Below are 22693 nucleotides of genomic sequence, written 5' to 3'. Positions count from 1 at the left end.
ATGCCCGCGCAGCCCAGCCATCCGATCGCCGCGATCGTCGCGTCCGCCCCGCTCGCCGAGCGCGTCTTCGCGCTGCCCGACGAGGCCGCGACCGCCGCGTTCGGCACGCGCTTCGCGCACGCGATCGACGCGGTGCGCACGCAACCGGGCTTCTCCGGCCTGCAAATCCAGCTCGTCGGCGATCTCGGCGCGGGCAAGACCACCCTGGTGCGCGCCGTGCTTCGCGGCCTCGGCCACGCCGGCCGCGTGAAGAGCCCGACCTACACGCTCGTCGAACCGTATGCCCTGCCGCGCGAAGATGGGGAACTCGCGGTGCATCACTTCGATCTCTATCGATTCAGTGATCCGGCCGAATGGGCGGACGCAGGCTTTCGCGAATATTTCAACGCCGGTGCGATTTGCCTGGTCGAATGGCCGCAGCAGGCGGGTACGCTGCTCGGCGTGCCGGATCTCGTGTTCGCGCTCGACGTCGACGGCGAAGGCCGCCGTCTCGTGGCGCGGGCCTACAGTGTTTCAGGAAACGCATGTCTCGAAAGATGTTGATCAAACCGTTCCGCTCGATCGAGTCGGCCGCCACCACCACCCACAACTGGCGCCGCCGCAAGGTGCTGGTTGCCGGCGCGTCGACGCTCGTGCTCGGGCTGGTCGCGCCGCGCATGGCACTCGCCTCGTCGGTGCTCGGCGTGCGGGTCTGGCCCGCGCGCGATTACACGCGCGTGACGATCGAATCCGATCAGCCGCTGCAGGCGGCGCAGCAACTGCTGCAAGGCCCGGATCGGCTGGTCGTCGATCTCGACGGCCTCGATCTCGACCAGGCGCTGCGCGACCTGGTGTCGAAGATCGCGCCGAACGATCCGCAGATCCAATCCGTGCGCGTCGGTCAGTACCAGCCGCATGTGGTGCGCATGGTGTTCGATCTGAAAGGTTCGGTGAAGCCGCAGATGTTCACGCTGCCGCCGGTCGGCACCTATCGCTACCGGCTGGTGTTCGACCTGTATCCGGCGGTCGCGCCCGATCTGCTGTCGGACCTGATCACGCAGACCGAGCACAAGGAACGCCAGCTCAACGACGACGTGCGCACCCAGCAGGCCCAACAGGCGCAACCGCCGCAGGCCGCGCTGAACGGCCCCGGCACGCCGCCGCCCGGCGCGCACGACAACAGCGACGCGTTCTTCCAGCAGTTCGCGCAAAACACGCCGCAGGCCGCGTCACCGGCCACCCCCACCTCGCCCGCCAGGCCCGCGATCAAGCCGCCGCCGGTGGCCGCGAAGAAGGACGATGACGACGGCATCCCCGACACCTACGCGTTCACCACGCCGAAAAGCGGCAAGAACGGCACGGTGCGCCTGCTGACGGTGGCGATCGATCCGGGCCACGGCGGCGAGGATCCGGGCGCGATCGGCGGCGGGGGCACCTACGAGAAGCACGTCGCGCTCGACATCGCCAAGAAGCTGCGCGCGAAGATCGACGGCGCGCCGAACATGCGCGCGATGATGACGCGCGACAACGATTTCTTCGTCCCGCTGAACGTGCGCGTGCAGAAGGCGCGGCGCGTGGGCGCGGATCTGTTCGTGTCGATCCACGCCGATGCGTTCACCACGCCGGAGGCGCACGGCTCGTCGGTGTTCGCGCTGTCCGATCACGGCGCGACGAGCGCGGCCGCGCGCTGGATGGCGAACAAGGAAAACTCGTCGGACAACATCGGCGGGATCAACGTGAAGACGCAGGACGTGTCGGTCAACCGCGCGCTGTTCGACATGTCGACCACGGCGCAGATCCGCGATTCGCTGCGTTACGGCAACTTCGTGCTGCGCGAGGTGGGCGGCATCAACAAGCTGCACAAGGGCTCGGTCGAACAGGCCGGCTTCGCCGTGCTGAAGGCGCCCGACATTCCGTCGATCCTGGTGGAAACGGCGTTCATCAGTAATCCCGACGAAGAGCGCCGCCTGAACGACGACGCCTATCGCGAGCAGATGGCCGACGCGATCTTCCGCGGCATCAAGCGCTATTTCGCGGCCAACCCGCCGCTGGCCAAGAACCGGATGGCCTGAGTTTCGGCCATCGGCGGCCATCGGTCGGGCCGCGGCCCCCACAAAACGCCTCGCCTTCGCGCGAGGCGTTGTTCATTGGCGCGCCGTGCACCTCACGCCACGCGCCGCATCCAGCGCCCGCCGAACACGTTGATCACGAGCCCGGCCATCACCAGCGCCGCACCGGCGAATTCGGCCGTGCTCATCTGCTCGCCGAGAAAAAACGCCGACGACGCGATGCCGATCACCGGCACCAGCAGCGAGAACGGCGCGACCTGCCCGGCCGGATAGCGCCCGAGCAGCCGGCCCCAGATGCCATAGCCGAGCAGCGTGGCGACGAAGGCCAGATAGACGATCGCGAAGATCGACGCGCCCGAGATCGAGGCCAGCGCCGTCTCGATGCGCGCCGGCCCCTCGAAGGCCAGCGACGCCGCGAAGAACGGAATCGGCGGCACCAGGCTGCCCCACACCACCAGCGGCACCAGCTCGACCGGCCCGATCTTCTTGGTGACGACGTTGCCGAGCGCCCAGCACACGCCGGCGCAGATCGTCAGCGCGAAGCCGGCCAGCGTCATCGCGCCGCCGCTCTGCGCCGCGATCGCGGCCAGGCCGGCCGCCGCGATCACGAGGCCGATCAGGTTCCAGGCGCGCACGCGCTCGCCGAGGAACACGCGCGCAAAGCCGAGCGTGAAGAACGCCTGCGACTGCAGCACGAGCGAGGCCACCCCGGCCGGCATGCCGACATACATCGCGGTAAACAGGAAAACGAATTGCCCGAGCAGGATCGTGCCGCCGTACAGCAGCAGCATGCGCCAGGCGATGCGCGGACGCGGCACGAACAACACCGCCGGCACCGCCGCCAGCGTGAAGCGCAGCGCGCCGAGCAGCATCGGCGGCACGCCGTGCAGCCCCATCTTGATCACGACGAAGTTGACGCCCCAAGCGACGATCACCACCAGCGCCAGCAACAGATCCTTCATGGCCATCATCGCGACGTTTCCTCCGTGATTGCATGCGCAAAGGCAGCAGTCTACCGGCCGCCGCCGCAACGCGCGAACGTCGCCGAGGCCCGATACAATGGGCAGCCTCCCCACCCCGCGTCCCATTCCGACCATGAGCGAATCGATCAAAGCGGTCCTGAAGCCGCACGTGCGCGACATCGGCAACCTGCAGGTGCGCCGCACGCTGCCCGCGATGGCCGCACGCCTCGTCGGCCCGTTCATCTTCTTCGACCACATGGGCCCGGCCGAGCTGCCGCCCGGCAGCGGCCTCGACGTGCGCCCGCATCCGCATATCGGCCTGGCCACCGTCACCTACCTGTTCGACGGCGCGATCCTGCATCGCGACAGCCTCGGCTCGCTGCAGACCATCGTGCCCGGCGACGTCAACTGGATGACGGCCGGGCGCGGCATCGTGCACTCGGAGCGCACGCCCGAGGACGTCCGCCAGCGCGGCCAGACGATCCACGGCATCCAGACCTGGGTGGCGCTACCCGTCGAGCACGAAACCACCGAGCCCTCGTTCGAGCATCATCCGGCCGCCTCGCTGCCGAAGCTGACGCGCGACGGCGTGGCGCTGACGGTAATCGTCGGCGACGCGTTCGGCCTGCGCTCGCCGGCCACCACGTTCTCGCGCACGCTGTACGTGGCCGCCGAATTCGCGGCCGGCGCGACGCTCACGCTCGACGCCGATCACGAGGAACGCGGCGTCTACCTGGTCGACGGCGACCTGACGATCGACGGCACGCCGCTCGACGCCGCCACCATGGCGGTGCTGACGCCGGGTGCAACGGTCGCGCTGGCGAGCCGGGGCGGCGCACGCGTGATGCTGCTCGGCGGCGCGAAGCTGGCCGGCGAACGCTTCATCGAATGGAATTTCGTGGCCAGCACGCGCGAGGCGATCGAGCAGGCCAAGCTCGACTGGACCGCCCAGAAGATGGGCACGGTGCCCGGCGAGACGGACTGGATCCCGCTGCCCGAACGCAAGCCGCAACATTGAAACGCGGGGTTTCGGCCCCAACTACACGATCTTTCCGACTCACGAGGACCTCATGGACACCACGCTCGCCACCTTCGAACGCGACGTCATCGAAGCATCGCTCGACGCACCGGTACTCGTCGATTTCTGGGCGCCCTGGTGCGGTCCGTGCAAGACGCTCGGCCCGATGCTCGAACGGCTCGAAGCCGATTACGCCGGGCGCTGGAAGCTCGTCAAGGTCAACGTCGACGAGAACCCGGAGCTGGCCGCGCACTTCCAGACGCGCAGCATCCCGCACGTGATCGCGTTCGCCGAGGGCCGCGCCGTCGATCAATTCGTGGGCGTGCTGCCGGAAGGCCAGTTGCGCGAATTCATCGACCGGCTGCTGCCGTCGGCCGAGGAAGCCGAACGCCACGCCGCGCAGGTCGCCATCGCCGAGGAACGCTATGAAGATGCCGCCCGGCATCTGCAGGCGGCCCTCGCGCTGAACCCGGGCGACGACGACATCCGCCTCGACCTGATCGAACTGCTGCTGGCCGTGAACCGCGTCGAAGCCGCGCGCGACGAAGCCACCCGGCTCTCGCCGCAAACCGTGAACGGCGTCGATCCGCGCTACCAGGCGATCATGACGCGCTTCGAGGCGATCGACGCGGCGGTCGAGCTGCCGCCCACCGACGCGCTCGAGGCCCGCATCGCCGCCGATGCGGGCGACCTGGAAGCGCGCTTCGATCTGGCGCAGATGCTGATCGCGCACCGCCTGTACGAAGGCGCGCTCGAACAACTGCTCGAAATCGTCCAGCGCGACCGCGCGTTCAAGGACGACGTGGGCCGCAAGACGATGGTGTCGGTGTTCGAACTCGCGTCCGACCAGCCGAACCTGATCGCGGCATGGCGCCGCAAGCTCAGCGCCGCGCTGTATTGATCGCGGCACGCATCGCCGCCATCCGGCGATGAAAAAACGGGCGCGGGCCGCAAGGGCTCGCGCTCGTTTCGTTTTGGGCTGCCGAATATCAAAAAATCGGCCGAAAACAGCCTCGAAAACACGAAATAGTCAGACCTGAGCGGCAAATTCCCTGGTTTCGCGCGAAGCCGTTGACATGCTTTCAAATTGCCTTCGAAGTCGCCTTGCAGCCAGGCCGCATCACGTCATGCGTCACGCGCGCGCAGCGATCGCCCGCAACACATGCGCGGCGGCCGCGAACCCGAAGCTGGCCGTCACGCACACGCTCGAACCGAAACCCGCGCAGTTCAGCCCGGCCGGCCCGGCCTGCGCCACGTCCGCCGCGCCATCCTCGTCGATCTCGCCGGCGGCGGCTTCGGGGTAGATCAGCGGCTCGTCCGAATACACGGCGCTGACCTTGAACTTCGCCTTCGGCCCGCGCGGAAAGCCGTGCTGCTTGCGTAGTTGCGCGCGCACCTTCGACAGCAGGGGATCCTGAATGGTCAGCGCCAGGTCGTCGATGCGAATGCGCGTCGGGTCCAACTGGCCGCCCGCGCCCCCCACCGTCACGAGCGGCTGGCCGCGCGCGACGCACCACGCGATCAGCGCGACCTTGGTGCGCACGCTGTCGATCGCGTCGATCACGAAATCGAAGCCGCCGCCGAGCAGCGCCTCGAAGTTGTCGGGCTCGGCGAACTCCTCGATGCGATCGACCCGGCAGGCCGGATCGATCAGCGCGATGCGCTCGGCCATCGCGTCGACCTTGGCCTTGCCGTAGTTGCCGTCGAGCGCGTGGATCTGGCGGTTGGTGTTGCTTTCGGCGATGTTGTCGAGATCGATCAGCGTGAGCCGCCCGATCGCGCTGCGTGCGAGCGCCTCGGCTGCCCACGAGCCCACCCCGCCGATGCCGATCACGGCCACGTGCGCGTGCTCGAAGGCCGCCAGCGCGGCCGGGCCGTAAAGCCGGCCGACGCCGCCGAAGCGCCGCGCGCGGTCGGCGTCGCCAAGCTGATTTGGCGGGCTCGGAGTAAGATCGTCCTGCGTGGTGACGGCGTCGATACGAGACATACGTTAGGTAAGCGAAATGAAAGCGGAACAGCCGCGAAAGCGCTTATTTTGCCTGATCGACGCCATGCCGACCGGGCGCGGCACGCCAACGCAGGAATTTGTTTCCTTGGCTATACTCGCCTCAGATTGAAGCGTTCGCAGAAAAAAATGTCCACTCTTGCCGACCTCCGCATCAACTATTCGCGCGCCTCGCTCGACGAAGCCGACGTCGCGCCCGATCCCGTCCGGCAATTCGAGAAGTGGTTCAACGAAGCGCTCGACGCGCAACTGCCCGAACCGAACACCATGACGCTCGCCACCGTGAACGCCGAAGGCCGGCCGTCCGCGCGCATCGTGCTGATCAAGGGCGTGGACGAACACGGCTTCGTGTTCTTCACCAACTATGAAAGCCGCAAGGGCCGCGAGCTCGCGCACAACCCGAACGCCGCACTGCTGTTCTACTGGATCGAGCTCGAGCGCCAGGTGCGCATCGAAGGCCGCATCGAAAAAACCAGCGCGGCACAGAGCGACGCCTATTTCGCGTCGCGTCCGGCCGGCTCGCGCATCGGCGCCTGGGCCTCGGAACAAAGCGCGGTCATCGCGAACCGCGGCGTGCTCGAAGCGCGCGAACGCGAATTCAGCGAACGCTATGGCGAGCATCCGCCGCGTCCGCCGCACTGGGGCGGTTACCGGCTCGTGCCGGACGCCATCGAATTCTGGCAGGGCCGGCCCTCACGGCTGCACGATCGGCTGCGCTACACGCGCGACGCGGCGTCCCATACGCCGTGGACGATCGAGCGCCTCTCGCCGTAACGCCACGCGCGCCGCGAGTCACCCCCGCAGCGCCCTCTCGTATCTCGGATTTGCATGACGGCCCGCCGCCTCGACGCGGCGGACCGAAAAGATGGCTTGGCTGTATTCGTTTCAACAGACAACGGAGAATTCTTATGTTCTGGGAAAAGAAGCTGGCACAGTGGGCAGACGAAGTACGAGAAAAAGCCAATATTCCGGCGCGGCTGGTGCTCTGGAATGGCGATCAACACGATTTCGGCAGCTTCAGCGCGCCGGCCGTGACGCTGAAGGTCAATCACGCATCAGCGCTGCCGCTGCTGCTCGACCCGAGCCTCGACAATCTCGGCGAGGCGTACGTCAAGGGCAAGATCGACATCGAGGGCCGCCTGCCCGACGTCATCGACATCGGCTACTCGCTCGCGCGCAGCACCGTCACCAATGCGAGCAAGCTGGCGCGCGTCACGCGTTACTTCACGCACACGAAGAACTCGGACAAGAAGGCGATCCAGTATCACTACGACGTCTCGAACGATTTCTACAAGCTCTGGCTCGACGAGAACATGCTGTATTCGTGCGCCTACTTCGAGAACGGCGACGAGGATCTGGCCACCGCGCAGCTCAAGAAGATCGATCACATCCTGACCAAGATCCAGCTCCAGCCGGGCCAGCGCCTGCTCGACATCGGCTGCGGCTGGGGCGCGCTGGTGCTGCGCGCCGCGCAGAAGTTCGGCGCGCACTGCGTGGGCGTCACGCTCTCGCAGAACCAGTTCGACCTGGCCACCGAACGCGTGCGTCAGGCCGGCCTCGAGAACCAGATCGAGATCCGCCTGCAGGATTACCGCGACGTCGAAGGCCAGTTCGACCGGATCACGAGCGTCGGCATGTTCGAGCACGTCGGCCGCAAGAACCTGCCGGGCTACTTCACCAAGGTGCGCGAGCTGCTGGCCGACGACGGCGTGGCGATGAACCACGGCATCACCTCGTCGGACGCCGACAGCGGCGAAACCTCGCTCGGCGGCGGCGAATTCATCGATCGCTACGTGTTCCCGGACGGCGAACTGCCGCACGTGAGCCTCGCGCTCGAAGCGGCGCAGCGCGGCGGCCTCGAAGTGGTTGACGTCGAAAGCCTGCGTCGGCACTATGCGCGCACGCTCGACATCTGGACCGAGAACTTCGAGGCGCACGCCGAACAGGCCCGCCAGCTCGTCGACGACGAGAAGTTCCGGATCTGGCGCGTGTATCTCGCCGGCTGCGCGTATGCCTTCGAGAACGACGACGTGTCGATCTATCAGCTCGTCTGCCGCAAGGCCGGCCGCAGCGCGAAAACGCTGCCGTGGTCGCGGCGCTACATGTACGAGAACCCGCTGCCGCGCTGAGGCAGCCTGACGCAAACGACCACGATGCATGGGTGACGGCAGCACGCGGCGCGATACCGCGCGAACCACGAAGCAGGACGATTCGCCGGACGACGCCGCGCAGTTCGATCTGTTCGGCGAACCGCTGCCTGCCGCACCCGCTGGCCAATCCGACGCCGGCGCATCCGCTCGCGCGCGGCGCTTGGTCGTTGCGTCGCCCCCCGCCTTGTCTGAAGAACCCGCTGCCGCACCGCTTCGCGACGGCGTCGCGCCGTCCCGCGAGAACGAATCGGAACCCGCGCCATCCGACGCCACGGCCTCCCTGTTCGGCGACGATGACCTGGCCGCCGAAACCCACGCACCCGCCACCGACGCCAAGCCCGCGCGCACCCGCCGCTCGGGCAAGCGCGGTGTGACGCCGGCCCCGATCAGCGATGCGGTGGCCGCCACGGCGGCGGCGCTGCCGCCCAACGTGCGGCTCGGCACCTCGACCTGGTCGTTCCCGGGCTGGAACGGCATCGTCTACGGCGACGACTACTCGCCGCAAAAACTCTCGCGCGACGGCCTCGACGCCTATGGCGCGCATCCGCTGCTCAAGAGCGTCAGCATCGACCGTTCGTTCTACGCGCCGCTGTCGATCGCCGACTACCTGCGCTACGCGCAGCAGGTGCCCGACGATTTCCGCTTCGTCGTGAAGGCGCCCGCCTCGGTGACCGACGCCGTGGTGCGCGGCTCGCGCGGCGAGCCCGCCGGCCCGAACCCGGCGTTCCTCGACACGCGCATCGCCATCGACGAATTCGTGCGGCCGTGCCTCGACGGCCTCGGCCGCAAGGCCGGCGCGCTGGTGTTCCAGTTCTCGCCGCTGCCCGACGCGCTGCTGGCCGATCCGGCCGGCCTGATCGAGCGGCTGGCCGCGTTCTTCGCAGCGCTGCCGCCGCTGCCGGCCGAGCCGGACAGCCCGCGCTACGCGATCGAGATCCGCGATTCGATCCTGCTCACGCCGCGCTTCATCCGCGCGCTGGCCGCCTCGGGCGTGCGCTATTGCGTCGGCCTCCATGCGCGGATGCCCGACCCGCTGCGGCAGGCCGCGGCGCTGGCGCTGCTCGACGGCGACACGCCCGGGCCGCTGGTGGTGCGCTGGAGCCTGCACGGCGGCTTCAAATACGAGCAGGCCAAGGCCAAGTACGACCCGTTCGACCGGCTCGTCGACGAGGACCCGCACACGCGCGAGGCGCTCGCCGAGCTGGCCGCGCGCTACGTGCTGGCCGGCCAGCCGGTGCTGATCACCATCAACAACAAGGCCGAAGGCTCCGCGCCGCTGTCGTGCATCGAACTGGCGAAGGCGATCGCCGAATCGGTCGAACGGCACCGCACCGAGCCGGGCTGACCGGCAGCGACAAGCACGACGACAGCCGCACAAAAAAACGGCGGCGTCGCGATCGACCCCGCCGTTTCGGCCTATCCGCCCGCCCGAGCCCGGGCGGACACATTCACACGCCGCGCGATTTGAGCCGGTGCGCGAACTTCTGGCGGAATTTCGCGATCTTCGGGCCGATCACGGCCGCGCAATAGCCCTGCTGCGGATTGCGCGCGAAGTAATCCTGGTGATATTCCTCGGCCGGCCAGTAATTGCCGTCGAGCGGCTCGACCACCGTGACGATCGGCGCACCGAAGATCTGCTCGCGGCCCAGCGTGGCGATCACGTCGAGTGCGGCCTCGCGCTGCGCGTCCGAATCGGCGAACACGATCGAACGATATTGCGTGCCGACGTCGGCGCCCTGCCGATTCAACTGCGTCGGATCGTGCGTGGCGAAGAAGATTTCAAGGACTTCGCGGTAGCTGATGCGCGCCGGATCGAACGTCACCTTGACGACCTCGGCGTGGCCCGTATCGCCCTCGCACACGGCCCGGTATGTCGGGTTGCGCGTCTGGCCGCCCGCGTAGCCCGATTCCACCGCGAGCACGCCTTCCACATCGAGGAACACCGCTTCGGTGCACCAGAAACACCCGCCGCCGACGATGGCGACGTCCTGCACTGCCTGATTCATGTTCGCTCCTGACAGAAGATCCGGCCGCGGTTCGGCCGGACCGTTGCGGGCCGCCGGGTCGGGCGGCCACCGATTCCGCTAAAATCGGGACAATTTCCCGGATTTCCAGATGACGTCACTTTTCGTGTTTTCCAGCTACCCGAAGGCGGTCTCGCGATGACGCTGCGCGCCACGCCGCCCGATTTCGACGTCGCCGCGTTCCGCCAGGCGCTCGGCCAGTTCGCCACCGGCGTGACGGTCATCACCACGCGCGCGCCGTCCGGCCAGTTGATCGGCATGACCGCCAGTTCGTTCAATTCGGTATCGCTCGATCCGCCCCTCGTGCTGTGGAGCCTGGCCACGCGCTCGGCGTCGCTGCCGGTGTTTCGCGGCAACAGCCATTATGTGATCAATGTGCTGGCGGCGTCGCAGCTCGACTTGTGCAAGCGCTTCGCGACCGCCAAGGGCGACCGCTTCGAAGGGGTGTCGCACGAGGCCGGCCAGTCGGGCATGCCGGTGCTCGACGGCGCGCTGGCCTGGTTCGAATGCCATAACCGCAGCCGCTACGACGAAGGCGACCACGTGATCTTCGTGGGCGAGGTCGAACGCTGCGGCCTGCATCCCGATGCCGGCTCGCTCGCGCCGCTGGTGTTCCACGGCGGCGCGTTCCACGACCTCACTCGGCTTTGAGCGCGCCCGTGCGCGCCAGCGAGACGGGCGGCCCCGCCTCGTCCTTGAGCGTCTGCAGGACGATGTTCGAGCGGATGTCCATCACGCCCGGTGCCTTGTAGAGCTGGTTCAGCACGAAATCGGAGTAGTGCTTCAGGTTGTGGGCCAGCACGCGCAGCAAGTAATGCGTTTCGCCCGTCACCACGAACGCCGACGCCACCTCCGGCCAGGCCTTGATTGCCTCGGCGAAGCGCTCGTGCCATTGCTCCTGGTCGTTGCGCATCGACACCTGCACGAACGCTTCCAGTTCAAACCCCAATTTTTCACGGCTCAGGCAGGCGCGATAGCATTCGATCACGCCCTGCTCCTCCAGCAGCCGCATTCGCCTCAGGCAGGCGGATGGCGACAGCGAGATGCGCTCGGCCAGATCGAGGTTGCTGATCCGGCCCTCCTGCTGCAATACGGCGAGAATACGGCAATCGGTAGCGTCGAGCGAGATTGCATGCATTTCTGGTCCCCGTTTTGGCTATCGTTCAAATTATCTGCGATATTTGCGGAATGTCCATGTTTATTTCGCAAGCACCTTTCAATGTCGTTTGCTTATCATTCGACGGATCGGAACTTGCTCAACGACGATGGACACGCTCTGGGACATTTCCCCCTCCCTTTCTCCCGCCACGCCTGTCTGGCCGGGCGACACGCCGGTGTCGGTCGAGCGCGTCTGGCGCATCGAGGCCGGCTCGCCGGTCAATGTCGCGCGGCTGACGCTGTCGCCGCACACCGGCGCCCACGCCGATGGGCCCCTACATTACGACGCCGATGGCGCGCCGATCGGTGCGGTATCGCTCGACGCCTATCTCGGCCCGTGCCGCGTGATCGACTGCCGCGGCACGAAGCCGCTCGTCACGCCTGAACAGCTCGCCGGTGCGCTGGCCGGCGCGCCGCCGCGCGTGCTGCTGCGCACCTACGCCGTCGCGCCGCAAGACGCCTGGAACAGCGCGTTCTGCGCCGTCGCCCCGGCCGCGATCGACCTGCTGGCCGCGCACGGCGTGCGGCTGGTCGGCATCGATACGCCCTCGCTCGACCCGCAGGAATCGAAAACGATGACCTCGCACGGACGCATCCGCGCGCACGGCATGGCGATCCTCGAAGGGCTGGTGCTCGACGCGGTGCCGGCCGGCGATTACGAATTGATCGCGCTGCCGCTGAAATTCGCCACGCTCGACGCCAGCCCGGTGCGCGCCGTATTGCGCGCGCTGCCCGGCACGGCCTGAGCGCGCCAACCGATCCGGCGCCCCGCGCCGCCGCCCTTAATTCCATGAGATTCGACGCCATGACTACCCGCGAAGACGCGCTCGCCCTCGACCGCGACGATCCGATCGCCCCGCTGCGCGAGCGCTTTGCCCTGCCCGACGACACCATCTACCTCGACGGCAACTCGCTCGGCGCGCGCCCGAAGGCCTCGGCCGAACGCGCCCGTGCAGTGATCGAGGCCGAATGGGGCCACGACCTGATCCGCAGTTGGAACACGGCGGGCTGGTTCGCACTGCCGCGCCGCCTGGGCGATCGCCTCGCGCCGCTGATCGGCGCGGCCGACGCCGAAGTGGTGATCACCGACACCATCTCCGTCAACCTGTTCAAGCTGCTGGCCGCGATGCTGCGCGAGCAGGCGAAGCGCGCGCCGGCGCGCCGCGTGATCGTTTCGGAGCGCTCGAATTTCCCGTCGGATCTGTATATCGCGCAGGGCCTGATCGCCCAGCTCGATCGCGGCTACGAGCTGCGCCTGGTGGACGATGCGTCCGAGCTCGAGGCGGCCATCGACGAACACTGCGCGGTGGCGATGATCACGCATGTGAACTACCGCAGCGGCTACATGCACGACATGGCCGCGCTGACGCGCCACGCGCAGCAGGCCGGCGCGCTGATGCTGTGGGATCTCGCGCATTCGGCCGGCGCGGTGCCGGTGGACCTGAACGGCGCGGGCGCGGACGGCGCGGTGGGCTGCACCTACAAATACCTGAACGGCGGCCCCGGTTCGCCGGCTTTCGTGTGGGTGCCGAAGCGCCATCAGGCCAGCTTCGAGCAACCGCTGTCGGGCTGGTGGAGCCACCGCGCGCCGTTCGCGATGGAGCCTGGCTTCCAGCCCGATGCGAGCATCTCGCGCTTCTTGTGCGGCACGCAGCCGATCGTGTCGATGTCGATGATCGAATGCGGCCTCGACATCTTCCACGAAACGAACATGGCCGCGATCCGCCGCAAATCGCTGGCGCTGGCCGACGCGTTCATCGCGCTGGTGGAAACGCGCTGCGCCGGCCTCGACCTGACGCTCGTCACGCCGCGCGAGGCGGCCCGGCGCGGCTCGCAGGCCAGCTTCGAGCATCCGCACGGCTATGAGGTGATGCGCGCGCTGATCGCGCGCGGCGTGATCGGCGACTACCGCGAGCCGCGCATCCTGCGCTTCGGCTTCACGCCGCTCTATACGCGCTTCGTCGACGTGTGGGATGCCGTGGAGACGCTGCGCGAGGTGCTCGTCACGCGCGCCTGGCAGGCGCCCGAATTCGCGGCGCGCACCGACGTGACCTGAGCCGGTGAGCCGCACCGAATCGCACCGAATCGAACCCTATCGCCCTCTGGAGCATTTCATCGTGAATCCTGATCAATCGGCCCCGAACGGAGCCGGGGCCGGCGCCCCGCCGCGCTGCCCGTTCTCGGGCGCGCCGGCCGAGCCCGCCGCCCACGGCGAAGGCTGGCACGAGGCCCAGCTCGACTTCTCGAAGTCGATGAGCTACGGCGATTACCTGTCGCTGACGCCGATCCTCAACGCGCAGCACCCGCTCTCGCCCGACCACAACGAGATGCTGTTCATCATCCAGCATCAGACCAGCGAGCTGTGGATGAAGCTCGCGCTGTACGAATTGCGCGGCGCGCTCGATTCGATTCGCGGCGACGCGCTGCCGCCGGCTTTCAAGATGCTGGCGCGCGTCTCGCGAATCCTCGAACAACTGGTGCAAGCCTGGAACGTGCTGGCCACCATGACGCCGTCGGAGTATTCGGCGATGCGGCCGTATCTGGGCGCGTCGTCGGGCTTCCAGTCGTACCAGTATCGCCAGCTCGAATTCCTGCTCGGCAACAAGAACGCGCAGATGCTCAAGCCGCACGCGCACCGCCCCGACATCCTCGCGGAAGTCGAGGCCACGCTCGACGCGCCGTCGCTGTACGACGAGGTGGTGCGCCTGCTCGCGCGGCGCGGCTTCGCGATCGCGCCCGAGCGGCTCGATCGCGACTGGCGCGGGCCGACCGAGCACGACACGTCGGTCGAGGCGGCCTGGCTGGCGGTGTATCGCGATCCGTCGGCGCACTGGCAGTTGTACGAAATGGCCGAGGAACTGGTCGACCTGGAAGATGCGTTCCGCCAATGGCGCTTCCGTCACGTCACCACGGTCGAGCGCATCATCGGCTTCAAGCAGGGCACCGGTGGCACCAACGGCGCGCCGTATCTGCGCAAGATGCTCGACGTGGTGCTGTTCCCCGAGCTGTGGCACGTGCGCACCACGCTGTAACGCTCCACCGGCGTGCCCGCGCGGCACGCATCGCAAGCCGATCGCGCGGGCGCCCTGCCCGCGCCGCCCGCCGCTTCTCCCGTCCCGCCGCTCCCGCCCCGCTTCACATCCCGCTTCACATCTCGCCTCACATCTCGCCTCACGCCGCAGCGCAGCATCGAAATCCGCGCGTTCCGCCTTGACTTTCGCAGGCCCGAACATGATCATTCGTTCACAAAGCGAGCAAATGATCTTAACAAGGCCGTGACCGGCCACAAGGAGACAACGGATGAATCCTTCGCCGACCGCCGCGCCTGTGATCCTCCACATCGGCGCCGGGTCCTTTCACCGCGCCCATCAGGCCTGGTATCTGCACCGCGTCAACGAAGCCGCCGCACCGCACGAGCGCTGGTCGCTCGCGGTCGCCAACATCCGCGACGACATGCAGGCGACGATGGACGCGCTGGCCGCGCAGCAGGGCGTCTACACGCTCGAAACCGTGACGCCGGCCGGCGAGCGCACCTACGAGGCGATCCGCTCGATCTCGCGCGTGCTGCCCTGGTCGATCGACCTGCGCGCGCTGATCGAGGCCGGCGCGGACCCGTCCTGCCGGATCGTCTCGTTCACGGTGACCGAAGGCGGCTACTACCTCGACGAACACAACCGGCTCGACGCCGGCAACCCCGATCTGGCCGCCGACCTGCAAGGCGCGCGCACCACCATCTACGGTGCGCTGGCCGCGCTGCTGGCCGAACGGCAGGCGCGCGCGGGCGGCCCGGTCACGCTGCAAAGCTGCGACAACCTGCGCAGCAACGGCGCGCGCTTCGAGGCCGGCATGCGCGAATTCCTCGAACGGCGCGGCCTGACCGACCTGCTGGCCTGGTTCGACGCGAACGTGTCGTGCCCGAGCGCGATGGTCGATCGCATCACGCCGCGCCCCACGCCCGACGTGGCCGAGCGCGTGAAGGCCGCCACCGGCATGGACGACGCCTGCCCGGTGATGGGCGAATCGTTCATCCAGTGGGTGATCGAGGATCGCTTCGTGGCCGGCCGCCCGGCCTGGGAGAAGGCCGGCGCGGAAATGGTGGACGACGTGCATCCGTACGAGGAAGCGAAGATCCGCATCCTCAACGCCACCCACAGCTGCATCGCCTGGGCCGGCACGCTGGCGGGCCTGTCGTATATCCACGAAGGCACCCACGACCCGGCGATCCGCGCGCTCGCGCACGCCTACGTGAGCGACGACGTGATCCCGTCGCTCACGCCGAGCCCGCTCGATCTGGCGCGCTACCGCGACGTGGTGCTGGAGCGCTTCGGCAATCCGTACATCCTCGACACCAACCAGCGCGTGGCCGCCGACGGCTTCTCGAAGATCCCCGGCTTCATCGCGCCGACCTTCGTCGACTGCTTCGCACGCGGCGCCGACCCGGTGTCGACCGCCGTACTGCCCACGCTGTTCCTGCGCTTCCTCGAACGCTGGGCACAGGACCTGCTGCCGTACGCATACCAGGACGGCGTGATGGACCCGGGCGTGGCGCGCGCGATCGTCGCGGCCGACGATCCGGTGGCCGCGCTGGCCGCCGATCGCGGGCTGTGGGGGTCGCTGGCGGGCGACGCGCGCCTGCTGCACGCGCTGCGCGCCGGGCTGGCGCGCGTCGACGCGTGGCGCGCCGCATCCTGATCCTGCATTGACCCCGCATTACCCCACGCCCCGTCGCCGTTGCCCGCATGCCGAACCGGCACGGGCAGCCCCGGCGGCCGGCGCCGTGTCCGGGTCATCCGGCATTGGCACCGGCCACGGCGCGCGGCTACAGTAGCGACTCTCTGACGACGGACTGCTTCCGCCCATCATGTATCTCGGCATCGATCTCGGCACCTCGGAAGTCAAGGTGCTGCTGCTTTCCCCCGACGGCACCGTCGTCGGCACGGCGGGTACGCCGTTTACCGTCACGCGCGCGCATCCGCGCTGGGCCGAGCAACAGCCCGAGGATTGGTGGGACGGCACCTGCGCGGCGCTGGCCGCGCTGCGCGAGCGTCACCCATCCGAGTACGCGCAGGTGCGCGGCATCGGCCTGTCGGGCCAGATGCACGGCGCGGTGCTGCTCGATCGCGAGGATCGCGTGCTGCGGCCCGCGATCCTGTGGAACGACATGCGCAGCGACGAGGAATGCACCGCGCTGACCGAACGCGCGCCCGACTTGCACCGGCTCGCCGGCAACCTCGCGATGCCCGGTTTCACGGCGCCGAAGCTGATGTGGGTAGCCCGTCACGAACCGGACGTGTTCCGCCGCATCGCCTGCGTGCTGCTGCCGAAGGATTACCTGCGGCTGCGGCTGACCGGCAACCGCGTGTCCGACCCGTCGGACGCGGCCGGCACGCTGTGGCTCGACGTGGCGCGCCGCGACTGGTCCGACACGCTGCTGGAGGCCGGCGGCATGACGCGCGATCAGATGCCGCGCGTGATCGAGGGCAACGCGCCATCGGGCACGCTGCGCGGCGACGTCGCGCGTGAACTGGGTTTGAAGGACGGCATCGTGGTGGCGGGCGGCGGCGGCGACAACGCCACCAGCGCGCTCGGCATCGGCGCGACCCAGCCCGGCGACGGCTTCGTCTCGCTCGGCACCTCGGGCGTGCTCAGCATCGTCGGCGACCGCTTCATGCCCTATCCCGAACGCGCCGTGCACGCGTTCTGCCACGCGATCCCGAACCGCTGGCAACAGATGAGCGTGGTGCTGTCGGCCGCCAGTTGCCTGCGCTGGGTCTGCAAGCTGACCTCGACCGACGAGCCCACGCTGATCGCCGAGGTGGCCGCGCTCGATCCGGCCGAACTGGCCGACGCGCCGATCTTCCTGCCCTACCTGTCGGGCGAGCGCACGCCGCACAACGATCCGTACGCGCAGGGCGTGTTCTACGGCATGACGCACGGCACCGACCGCGCGCGGCTCGGCTACGCGGTGCTCGAAGGCGTGACGCTGGCGATCGCCGACGGCCACGACGCGCTGGTGGCGGCCGGCTCCGAAACCGGCTCGCTGGCGCTGATCGGCGGCGGCGCGCGCAGCGCGTACTGGGCGCAACTGGTGGCCGACGCGCTCGACGTGCGCACCCACCAGCTCGGCGGCGGTGCGACCGGCGCGGCGCTCGGCGCGGCGCGGCTGGGCTGGCTGGCGGACGGCGGCGATCCGTCGCAAGTGCTGACCAAGCCGCCGCTGTCGGCCGAGTACGCCCCCGATGCGGCCCGCCACGCGCGGCTGCGCGAGCGGCTCGAGACCTACCGCGCGCTGTACCGCCACGTCCGGCCGCTGTTCGAACCGTCGCGCCCGCGTCTCGCCTGACGCCGATTGCGATAGGATCGCTACCTTTTCCGCCCGCCCCCGTTCCGAGCGACCTCGCACCGTGTCCAAGTCATCCGAAAAACTCGATCTCGCCACGCGTGCCGCATGGCTCTACTACGTGGCCGGCGACACGCAGAACGAGATCGCCGAGAAGTTGCAGGTGTCGCGGCCGGTCGCGCAGCGGCTGGTGGCGTTCGCGGTCGAGAAGAACCTGATCCGCGTGCGCGTCGATCACCGCGTGGCCGACTGCCTCGATCTGGCCGCGCAATTGTCGAAGCGCTACGGCCTGTCGCTCTGCGAGGTGGTGCCGATCGACGCGGACACGCCCGATTCGATCGACCGCAAGCTGGCCGTGGCCGGCGCGCAGGTCATGGAGCGCTACATCAACGAGGAACGGCCGATGGTGATCGCGGTCAGCAGCGGCCGTACGCTGAAGGCGGCCGTGGCGCAGATCGCGCAGATCGAGCGGCCGCAGCACCGGCTCGTGTCGATGGTCGGCGCGATCGCGCAGGACGGCTCGTCGAACCCGTACGACGTCGCGCAGCACATCTCCGAGAAGACCGGCGGCAAGCACTTCCTGCTGCCCGCGCCGCTGATCGCCGACAACGAGGCCGAGCGCGCGCAGTGGTGCAATCACCGGCTGTACCGGATCGTCGAGCAACTGACGGCCGACGCCGACGTGGCCTTCGTCGGGATCGGCAACGTGGGCGTCGATTGTCCGCTGCACGTCGACGGCTTCATCACGGCCGACGAGCTGAACGAGATGATGGAATACGGCTCGGTGGCCGAGATGGTCGGGCTGCCGATGGATGCGCGCGGCGCGCGCGTCATCACGCCGTCCACCGCGCGCGTGACGAGCGTGCCGCTCGACGCGCCGCCGCGCCGGCCGACCATCGGTTTCGCGGGCGGCCCGCGCAAGCAGGCGGCGGTGCTGGCCGCGCTGCGCGGCGGCTGGCTGTCGGGCATCGTGACCGACGAAAGCTGCGCGCGGGCGGCGCTGGCGGACTGAATCGGGCCGATGGCGGCCACGGCCGGTTCGAAGCACCGGCGGCACTGACGAGAACGGCGGCACACGTCATCGACGTGGCCGCCGTTTCTTCATGTGCGCTCGCTCATGCCCACCCCCACGCCCGACAGGCCGCACCAACGACAGGGCCGCGCAACCCTCGCGCGGCCCTGTCGTTGGCATGACGGAACCGGAACCCCGGCCTCGCCACTCACCGAGTATTACGCGGCCTTCGCGTGCGGCGAACAGCGCTCGAACGCCAGCCCTTGCGCGTCGAACAGATGGCAATGCTCGGGCGCGGTCTGCACGCGCAGGATCGTGCCCGGACGATGCGTTTCGAGCGGCGGAATGCGCGCGATCATGCCGTCCGGCGCGACCGCCGATTCGGCATACAGGTAGGCCGAATCGCCGAGCGACTCCACGGCCATGGTCTTGACCGCCACGCCCGCGCCCTCGGCCACGCCGACCTGCAGATGCTCGGGGCGAATGCCGACCGTGACCTTGTCGCCCGTCTTCAGCGTGCCGGTGCGCACCGCCGCGCGCTGCGTCTCGCCCGATTCGAAGCGCACCGTCACTTCGTCGGCCGACACTGCCTGCGCCACGCCTTCGAGGAAGTTCATCTTCGGCGAGCCGATGAAGCCCGCCACGAAGCGGTTGGCCGGCGCGTGATACAGCGTGTTCGGGCTGCCGACCTGCTGCACGTTGCCGCCCGACAGCACCACGATCTTGTCGGCCAGCGTCATCGCCTCGACCTGATCGTGAGTCACGTAGATCATGGTGGTCTTCAGCTCGTCGTGCAGGCGCGCGAATTCGAGGCGCATCTTCACGCGCAGCGCGGCATCGAGGTTCGACAGCGGTTCGTCGAACAGGAACACCTTCGGCTTGCGCGTGATCGCGCGGCCGATCGCGACGCGCTGGCGCTGGCCGCCCGACAGTTGCTTGGGCTTGCGCTCCAGCAGGTGATCGATGTGCAGGATCTTCGCCGCGTTGCGCACGGCCGCATCGATCTCGGGCTTCTTCGCGCCGGCCAGCTTCAGGCCGAACGCCATGTTGTCGTACAGCGTCATGTGCGGATAGAGCGCGTAGGACTGGAACACCATCGCGATGCCGCGCTTGGCGCTGGGCATCTCGTTCACGCGCACGCCGTCGATCATCAGGTCGCCGCCGGAAATATCCTCCAGCCCCGCGATCATCCGCATCAGCGTGGATTTGCCGCAGCCGCTCGGGCCGACGAACACCACGAACTCGCCATCGGCGATGTCGAGGTTCACATTGCTCAGCACTTCGTTCTCGTCGTAGCGCTTGCCGATATTGCGCAGAAGCACGCTTGCCATGATTTGTCTCCGCTCCATTGACGGCCGCCCGTGAGCGGTGCGGCCGGTTCGACGTGCGCGGCGGTGTCGCCCGCGCACGTCCCTGCATTCATTGCGCCGGCACGGTGCCCGTCGCGATCCATTGCGCGACCAGCTCCGGCAGCGCATCCATGCGGTCGAACACGTGGCGCGCGCCGATCGCGCGCAACGCATCGACCTGCGACGACGAGGCGTGCCCGCCGCCGATGAAGCCGATCACCGTCATGCCGGCCGCGGCCGCGGCCGTGATGCCCGTGGCGCTGTCCTCCACCACCAGGCAGTGCGCCGGCGCGAAGCCGAGCGTGTGCGCGGCGGCCAGATAGACGTCCGGCGCGGGCTTCGGCCGCTCGACGCTGTCGGCGCAGAACAGCCGCTCGCCGAAGTGCCGCTTCAGGCCGGTGCGCGTGAGCGCCGCTTCCACGTAGGCGCGGTTGCTGTTGCTCGCGCAGGCGATCGGCAGCGCGATGGCGTCGAGCGCGGCGTCGATGCCGTCCACCGCCGGCGCCAGCACCGCGGCGCGCTCGACGGCCGTGCGGATCGCCGCCACCTCGTTCGCGTCGAGCGTGCGCCCGGCCTGCGCGGCCGCGCTTTCGAGCACGCGCTCGGTGCGCAGGCCGAGCAGCGGCATCACGATCGGCCGCACCTCGACGCCGGGCCAGCGCGCTTCCAGCTCGCGCACCAGCACGCCGGCCGCCACCGCTTCGCTGTCGATCAGGACACCGTCGCAATCGCAGATCAGCAGGCGGTCGCGGCCGCCGGTTCCGTTCATGTGGGTCGGCACGCTCATTTGACCGCCCCGAACGTGAGGCCGCGCACCAGTTGCTTCTGCGACAGCCAGCCGACGATCAGGATCGGCGCGACCGCCAGCAACGAGGCCGCCGACAGCTTGGCCCAGAACAGGCCTTCGGGGCTGGAGTACGACGCGATGAACACGGTCAGCGGCGCGGCGTTGGAGCTGGTCAGGTTGATGCTCCAGAACGCCTCGTTCCACGACAGGATCACCAGCAGCAGCGAGGTGGACGCCAGGCCCGGCAGCGACATCGGCATCAGCAGGTAGACGATCTCCTGCCAGGTGGTGGCGCCGTCGATACGGCCCGCTTCGAGGATGTCGCGCGGAATCTCGGCGAAATACGTGAACGTCATCCACACCGCGATCGGCAGATTGATCAGCGTGTAGACGATCACCAGGCCGCTGACGGTATCGAGGAGTCCCGAGTTTTTCCAGAGCAGGTAGATCGGCACCAGCACGCCCACCGACGGCATCATCTTGGTCGACAGCATCCACAGCAGAACCTTCTGCGTGCGCTTGGTCGGGAAGAACGCCATCGCATAGGCCGCCGGCACCGCCAGCAGCAGGCACAACACGGTCACGCCCACCGACACCAGGATCGAGTTCCAGGCGAAGCCGAAGTAGTTGCTGCGCGCGAACACCTCGCGGAAGCTGTCGAGCGTCGGCGTGAAGATCAGCGACATCGAATACGCCTGCTGCTCGGTCTTGAACGCGGTGATCGCCATCCAGAAGATCGGGAAGAACAGCAGCAGCGCGATCAGCCAGGCCAGCACGCCGGGAATCGCGCGGCCGAGCTTGTCGAGACCGCCGCCGGTCTTGCGCGGCGCGGCCGCCGCGGCTTGGGTTACGCTCAGGTCGCTCATGCTTCGTACTCCCCTTTGAGGTTCTTGGCGAGCATCCGCACCAGGAAGAACGACACCACGTTCGCCAGCACCACGGCCAGAATGCCGCCGGCGGAAGCGAGACCGACGTCGAACTGCTGCAGGCCCAGCGCATAGATCAGGTAGGACAGGTTGGTGGTGGCGTTGCCCGGGCCACCGCCCGTCGTCGTGTAGATTTCGGCGAAGATCGACAGCAGGAAGATGGTTTCCATCATCACCACTACGGCGATCGCGCGCTTCAGGTGCGGCAGCGTGATGTAGAAGAACATCGCGATCGGGCCGGCGCCGTCGATGCGCGCGGCTTCCTTCTGTTCCTGGTCGAGCGACTGGATCGCCGTGAACAGGATCAGGAATGCGAACGGCAGCCATTGCCACGCGACGATCATCACCACGGCGGCCAGCGGGTACTCGGCGAACCAGTCGATCGGCGCCATGCCGAACGCGCGCATCACGTGCGCGATCAGCCCGTACACCGGGTTCAGGATCATGTTCTTCCAGATCAGCGCCGAGACGGTCGGCATCACGAAGAACGGCGCGATGGCGAGCAGGCGCGCGATGCCCTGCCCGTAGAACTTGCGGTCGAACAGCACGGCCATCAGCACGCCGCCGATCACCGTGATCGCCAGCACCGCCACGATCAGCACCAGCGTGTGCCAGATCGCCGGCAGGAACGACGGATCGGTGGCGAGGTAATGGTAGTTGTCGAGGCCGGCGAAACCCTTTTCATCGGGGTTCAGCAGGTTGTAGCGCGTGAACGAATACCAGATCGTCATCGCCAGCGGAATCGACATCCACAGCAGCAGCACCGCCACCGACGGCGTGACGAGCCAGCGGGCGGGCTTGCCGCGCGCGGACTCGGAGGAAGCGGGAGACGTATCGGTCATGGGCGCCGTGGAATGAAAGGGAAGACGTAGGTGTCGCATGCTCGGACCTCTCGAATCTCGTGCGGGCGGCCG

The 22693-nt window shown here is 68.2% G+C and carries 22 protein-coding genes; 14 read left to right on the top strand and 8 right to left on the bottom strand.

Translation table 11 applies throughout. The features are described 5' to 3' along the window. Positions 1-543, top strand: coding sequence for a tRNA (adenosine(37)-N6)-threonylcarbamoyltransferase complex ATPase subunit type 1 TsaE (gene tsaE / locus AB4851_RS19595; RefSeq protein WP_414451130.1), 543 nt, complete (start codon positions 1-3; stop codon positions 541-543). Beyond that, positions 525-2051, top strand: a complete 1527-nt coding sequence (locus AB4851_RS19590) for an N-acetylmuramoyl-L-alanine amidase (protein WP_414451129.1) — start codon at positions 525-527, stop codon at positions 2049-2051. Before tsaE ends, AB4851_RS19590 begins: the two co-directional genes overlap by 19 nt. Before the next feature lie 92 nt (positions 2052-2143). On the opposite strand, the gene AB4851_RS19585 is transcribed toward AB4851_RS19590, so the two are convergent. Further along, positions 2144-3016, bottom strand: coding sequence for an EamA family transporter (locus AB4851_RS19585; protein WP_414451895.1), 873 nt, complete (start codon positions 3014-3016; stop codon positions 2144-2146). Between the two features lie 127 nt (positions 3017-3143). On the opposite strand from AB4851_RS19585, the gene AB4851_RS19580 reads away from it, so the two are divergent. Together AB4851_RS19580 and trxA are read left to right on the top strand one after the other, a co-directional pair. Beyond that, positions 3144-4028 carry a pirin family protein gene (locus tag AB4851_RS19580; protein WP_414451128.1) on the top strand — a complete coding sequence of 295 codons (885 nt, stop codon included), beginning with the start codon at positions 3144-3146 and terminating at the stop codon, positions 4026-4028. A 52-nt stretch (positions 4029-4080) separates the two neighbouring features. After that, positions 4081-4929, top strand: a complete 849-nt coding sequence (trxA, locus tag AB4851_RS19575) for a thioredoxin (protein ID WP_414442931.1) — start codon at positions 4081-4083, stop codon at positions 4927-4929. Positions 4930-5160: 231 nt separating this feature from the next. Here the strand turns inward: trxA and AB4851_RS19570 are convergent, their stop codons facing one another. Further along, positions 5161-6015 (bottom strand): ThiF family adenylyltransferase, encoded by an 855-nt coding sequence (locus AB4851_RS19570; RefSeq protein WP_414451127.1) that lies wholly within the window; start codon positions 6013-6015, stop codon positions 5161-5163. Positions 6016-6162: 147 nt separating this feature from the next. Between AB4851_RS19570 and pdxH the strand changes: the two genes are divergently transcribed. The 3 genes from pdxH to AB4851_RS19555 all read left to right on the top strand — a co-directional run bounded on the left by pdxH (position 6163) and on the right by AB4851_RS19555 (position 9528). Next, positions 6163-6807, top strand: a complete 645-nt coding sequence (gene pdxH / locus AB4851_RS19565; protein WP_414442933.1) for a pyridoxamine 5'-phosphate oxidase — start codon at positions 6163-6165, stop codon at positions 6805-6807. A gap of 134 nt (positions 6808-6941) precedes the next feature. Then, positions 6942-8162 (top strand): class I SAM-dependent methyltransferase, encoded by a 1221-nt coding sequence (locus tag AB4851_RS19560; RefSeq protein ID WP_414442934.1) that lies wholly within the window; start codon positions 6942-6944, stop codon positions 8160-8162. Between the two features lie 28 nt (positions 8163-8190). Then, positions 8191-9528: a DUF72 domain-containing protein gene (locus AB4851_RS19555; RefSeq protein WP_414451126.1), complete on the top strand. Its 1338-nt coding sequence runs from the start codon at positions 8191-8193 to the stop codon at positions 9526-9528. Positions 9529-9631: 103 nt separating this feature from the next. On the opposite strand, the gene msrA is transcribed toward AB4851_RS19555, so the two are convergent. After that, positions 9632-10189 (bottom strand): peptide-methionine (S)-S-oxide reductase MsrA, encoded by a 558-nt coding sequence (msrA, locus tag AB4851_RS19550; RefSeq protein ID WP_414442936.1) that lies wholly within the window; start codon positions 10187-10189, stop codon positions 9632-9634. Positions 10190-10345: 156 nt separating this feature from the next. Between msrA and AB4851_RS19545 the strand changes: the two genes are divergently transcribed. Next, complete coding sequence (locus AB4851_RS19545) at positions 10346-10858, top strand: flavin reductase family protein (protein ID WP_414442937.1); 513 nt, start codon at positions 10346-10348, stop codon at positions 10856-10858. On the opposite strand, the gene AB4851_RS19540 is transcribed toward AB4851_RS19545, so the two are convergent. Further along, the gene (locus AB4851_RS19540; RefSeq protein ID WP_414442938.1) at positions 10845-11345 is read right to left on the bottom strand and encodes an Lrp/AsnC family transcriptional regulator; all 501 of its coding nucleotides are present in this window, start codon (positions 11343-11345) and stop codon (positions 10845-10847) included. The genes AB4851_RS19545 and AB4851_RS19540 overlap by 14 nt on opposite strands. A gap of 127 nt (positions 11346-11472) precedes the next feature. On the opposite strand from AB4851_RS19540, the gene kynB reads away from it, so the two are divergent. From kynB to AB4851_RS19510, 6 genes are all read left to right on the top strand, one after another. Then, positions 11473-12111, top strand: coding sequence for an arylformamidase (gene kynB, locus AB4851_RS19535; RefSeq protein ID WP_414451125.1), 639 nt, complete (start codon positions 11473-11475; stop codon positions 12109-12111). Between the two features lie 59 nt (positions 12112-12170). Then, positions 12171-13421: a kynureninase gene (gene kynU, locus AB4851_RS19530; RefSeq protein ID WP_414451124.1), complete on the top strand. Its 1251-nt coding sequence runs from the start codon at positions 12171-12173 to the stop codon at positions 13419-13421. A gap of 61 nt (positions 13422-13482) precedes the next feature. Further along, positions 13483-14397, top strand: coding sequence for a tryptophan 2,3-dioxygenase (gene kynA, locus AB4851_RS19525; protein ID WP_414451123.1), 915 nt, complete (start codon positions 13483-13485; stop codon positions 14395-14397). Between the two features lie 268 nt (positions 14398-14665). After that, positions 14666-16057 carry a D-arabinitol 4-dehydrogenase gene (gene dalD / locus AB4851_RS19520; protein ID WP_414451122.1) on the top strand — a complete coding sequence of 464 codons (1392 nt, stop codon included), beginning with the start codon at positions 14666-14668 and terminating at the stop codon, positions 16055-16057. Positions 16058-16226: 169 nt separating this feature from the next. Continuing rightward, positions 16227-17708, top strand: a complete 1482-nt coding sequence (xylB, locus tag AB4851_RS19515) for a xylulokinase (protein ID WP_414451121.1) — start codon at positions 16227-16229, stop codon at positions 17706-17708. A gap of 61 nt (positions 17709-17769) precedes the next feature. After that, on the top strand, positions 17770-18717 hold the full coding sequence (locus AB4851_RS19510; RefSeq protein ID WP_414451120.1) for a sugar-binding transcriptional regulator: 948 nt from the start codon (positions 17770-17772) through the stop codon (positions 18715-18717). Positions 18718-18935: 218 nt separating this feature from the next. On the opposite strand, the gene AB4851_RS19505 is transcribed toward AB4851_RS19510, so the two are convergent. The 4 genes from AB4851_RS19505 to AB4851_RS19490 form a co-directional block, all read right to left on the bottom strand. Then, positions 18936-20048: an ABC transporter ATP-binding protein gene (locus AB4851_RS19505; protein ID WP_414451119.1), complete on the bottom strand. Its 1113-nt coding sequence runs from the start codon at positions 20046-20048 to the stop codon at positions 18936-18938. Between the two features lie 88 nt (positions 20049-20136). Further along, on the bottom strand, positions 20137-20853 hold the full coding sequence (locus AB4851_RS19500) for an HAD family hydrolase (RefSeq protein ID WP_414451118.1): 717 nt from the start codon (positions 20851-20853) through the stop codon (positions 20137-20139). Then, positions 20850-21719: a carbohydrate ABC transporter permease gene (locus AB4851_RS19495; RefSeq protein WP_414442947.1), complete on the bottom strand. Its 870-nt coding sequence runs from the start codon at positions 21717-21719 to the stop codon at positions 20850-20852. The genes AB4851_RS19500 and AB4851_RS19495 overlap by 4 nt, the downstream gene beginning before the upstream one ends. After that, positions 21716-22660: a carbohydrate ABC transporter permease gene (locus tag AB4851_RS19490; RefSeq protein ID WP_414451117.1), complete on the bottom strand. Its 945-nt coding sequence runs from the start codon at positions 22658-22660 to the stop codon at positions 21716-21718. The genes AB4851_RS19495 and AB4851_RS19490 overlap by 4 nt, the downstream gene beginning before the upstream one ends. Positions 22661-22693: the final 33 nt, after the last annotated feature.

The organism is Burkholderia sp. 22PA0099 (genome assembly GCF_047497165.1).
Lineage (GTDB): Bacteria > Pseudomonadota > Gammaproteobacteria > Burkholderiales > Burkholderiaceae > Burkholderia.
The sequence above is the reverse complement of the archived record's forward strand: the minus strand, read 5'-3'. Positions and strand labels throughout refer to the sequence as shown.

What these genes read in the sequence shown, in the direction of transcription:
- tsaE (WP_414451130.1), top strand. Translation starts at nt 1, where the DNA reads ATGCCCGCGCAGCCCAGCCATCCGATCGCCGCGATCGTCGCGTCCGCC.
- AB4851_RS19590 (WP_414451129.1), top strand. Translation starts at nt 525, where the DNA reads ATGTCTCGAAAGATGTTGATCAAACCGTTCCGCTCGATCGAGTCGGCC.
- AB4851_RS19585 (WP_414451895.1), bottom strand. Translation starts at nt 3,016, where the DNA reads ATGGCCATGAAGGATCTGTTGCTGGCGCTGGTGGTGATCGTCGCTTGG.
- AB4851_RS19580 (WP_414451128.1), top strand. Translation starts at nt 3,144, where the DNA reads ATGAGCGAATCGATCAAAGCGGTCCTGAAGCCGCACGTGCGCGACATC.
- trxA (WP_414442931.1), top strand. Translation starts at nt 4,081, where the DNA reads ATGGACACCACGCTCGCCACCTTCGAACGCGACGTCATCGAAGCATCG.
- AB4851_RS19570 (WP_414451127.1), bottom strand. Translation starts at nt 6,015, where the DNA reads ATGTCTCGTATCGACGCCGTCACCACGCAGGACGATCTTACTCCGAGC.
- pdxH (WP_414442933.1), top strand. Translation starts at nt 6,163, where the DNA reads ATGTCCACTCTTGCCGACCTCCGCATCAACTATTCGCGCGCCTCGCTC.
- AB4851_RS19560 (WP_414442934.1), top strand. Translation starts at nt 6,942, where the DNA reads ATGTTCTGGGAAAAGAAGCTGGCACAGTGGGCAGACGAAGTACGAGAA.
- AB4851_RS19555 (WP_414451126.1), top strand. Translation starts at nt 8,191, where the DNA reads ATGGGTGACGGCAGCACGCGGCGCGATACCGCGCGAACCACGAAGCAG.
- msrA (WP_414442936.1), bottom strand. Translation starts at nt 10,189, where the DNA reads ATGAATCAGGCAGTGCAGGACGTCGCCATCGTCGGCGGCGGGTGTTTC.
- AB4851_RS19545 (WP_414442937.1), top strand. Translation starts at nt 10,346, where the DNA reads ATGACGCTGCGCGCCACGCCGCCCGATTTCGACGTCGCCGCGTTCCGC.
- AB4851_RS19540 (WP_414442938.1), bottom strand. Translation starts at nt 11,345, where the DNA reads ATGCATGCAATCTCGCTCGACGCTACCGATTGCCGTATTCTCGCCGTA.
- kynB (WP_414451125.1), top strand. Translation starts at nt 11,473, where the DNA reads ATGGACACGCTCTGGGACATTTCCCCCTCCCTTTCTCCCGCCACGCCT.
- kynU (WP_414451124.1), top strand. Translation starts at nt 12,171, where the DNA reads ATGACTACCCGCGAAGACGCGCTCGCCCTCGACCGCGACGATCCGATC.
- dalD (WP_414451122.1), top strand. Translation starts at nt 14,666, where the DNA reads ATGAATCCTTCGCCGACCGCCGCGCCTGTGATCCTCCACATCGGCGCC.
- xylB (WP_414451121.1), top strand. Translation starts at nt 16,227, where the DNA reads ATGTATCTCGGCATCGATCTCGGCACCTCGGAAGTCAAGGTGCTGCTG.
- AB4851_RS19505 (WP_414451119.1), bottom strand. Translation starts at nt 20,048, where the DNA reads ATGGCAAGCGTGCTTCTGCGCAATATCGGCAAGCGCTACGACGAGAAC.
- AB4851_RS19500 (WP_414451118.1), bottom strand. Translation starts at nt 20,853, where the DNA reads ATGAGCGTGCCGACCCACATGAACGGAACCGGCGGCCGCGACCGCCTG.
- AB4851_RS19495 (WP_414442947.1), bottom strand. Translation starts at nt 21,719, where the DNA reads ATGAGCGACCTGAGCGTAACCCAAGCCGCGGCGGCCGCGCCGCGCAAG.
- AB4851_RS19490 (WP_414451117.1), bottom strand. Translation starts at nt 22,660, where the DNA reads ATGCGACACCTACGTCTTCCCTTTCATTCCACGGCGCCCATGACCGAT.